Source organism: Pseudomonas sp. P5_A2_2 (genome assembly GCF_054177685.1).
On record NZ_JBGCUL010001072.1, the window covers coordinates 1 to 1,458 of the forward strand.

Annotated in this window: 2 protein-coding genes; both read right to left on the reverse strand. The window is 59.8% G+C overall.

What is annotated here, in order from left to right; genetic code table 11:
* Nucleotides 1-364: MFS transporter (locus ACXRVY_RS28880; protein WP_458238941.1), on the reverse strand; the 364-nt coding region annotated here is incomplete at its 3' end.
* A 72-nt stretch (nucleotides 365-436) separates the two neighbouring features.
* A complete protein-coding gene (locus ACXRVY_RS28885; protein WP_458238942.1) occupies nucleotides 437-1,354 on the reverse strand; it encodes a dihydrodipicolinate synthase family protein in 918 nt (305 codons plus the stop codon).
* Nucleotides 1,355-1,458: the final 104 nt, after the last annotated feature.

Consider the following 1,458-nt stretch of genomic DNA (forward strand, 5'->3'; position numbering starts at 1 on the left):
GCGCTGCGTAACCGATCTGCTCGAAGCCAGGCAGGCAACCCATCAGGAAGGTGGTGATGCCGACCACTACCAGGCTCAGTTGCAGCAGGCGTTTGCGGCCGAATTTGTCACCGTAGTGACCGAATACCAAACCGCCCAACGGCCGGGCGAGAAAGCCGACCGCGTACAAGGCGAAGGCGGCGATGATGCCGTCGATGGGGCTGTCGGTCTGGCGGAAGAACAGCTTGCCGAAAACTAATGCCGAGGCGGTGCCGTAGAGAAAGAACTCATACCATTCGGCGACGGTGCCAGCCATGGCGGCAGCCACTACGCGTTTGAGTCCCGAGGGTGTGGTTGCGCTTTGCGTGTGTTGAGGATTGGACATGCTGACGTTCCTTGTTGAGGCGCAAAAAACGGGCAGCCGGGCCGGGTCCGCATAGACCCGCCCGGCAATCACTCAGAGACCGACGTCCGGCAGTTCCGGGCGGTTGGCCAAGGCCTTGGCCATGATCTGCTCGACGAACACGCGATCCGCTTCCGGAAGGGCCAGGCGTGGCGGACGGGTCAAGGCGCTGCCGCGACCGGCGATGGCTTCGCACAGCTTGATGCATTGCACCAGGTCGGCGCGGGCATCGAGGTGCAGGATCGGCATCAGCCATTCGTAGATCGGCATGGCTTCGGCGAAACGACCGGCCTTGGCCAGACGGAAGATGGTTTCGCCTTCTTTGGGGAACACGTTGGACATGCCCGAGACCCAACCTTCGGCACCCACGGCAATGCTTTCCAGCACCACGTCGTCGAGACCGGCGAACAGCACGAAACGGTCACCGACTTCGTTGCGCACGTCGATGAAACGACGGGTGTCGCCGGAAGAATCCTTGAAGCRCACCACGTTGTCGCAGTCGGCCAGGGAAATCAGGATGTCCGGGGTGACGTCGTTCTTATAGATAGGCGGGTTGTTGTAGACCATCAGCGGCACGTCGGCGTTTTTCGCCACGTAGCGGTAATGCTCGGCGGTCTCGAACGGCTTGGAACCGTAGACCAGCGCCGGCATCAGCATCACGCCATCGACGCCGACCCGGCGTACGGCATTGGCGACCTTGGCCGCTTGTATGCTGGTGAACTCGGCCACGCCGCAAATCACTGGTACGCGACCACGGGCGGCATCGACAGCGACCTCGGTCACGGCGATTTTCTCTTCGGCGGTCAGCGAGGTGTTTTCACCCACCGAGCCGCAGACCACCAGGCCCGACACGCCGTCGCGGATCACGTTGGAAATCACCTGATGGGTTTTTTCCAGGTTGATGGAGAAGTCATCGTTGAATTGAGTGGTCACCGCTGGGAAGACGCCACTCCAGTTAATGCGCTTGCTCATTGTTGCCTCCGGTTCGTTTATTGTATTTCGTATACGATATAAAAAATGACAATGCTCGGCTAGTGCTTTTTTTGGTTTTCAGGGGTTTTTACTGGCCGTTGGTC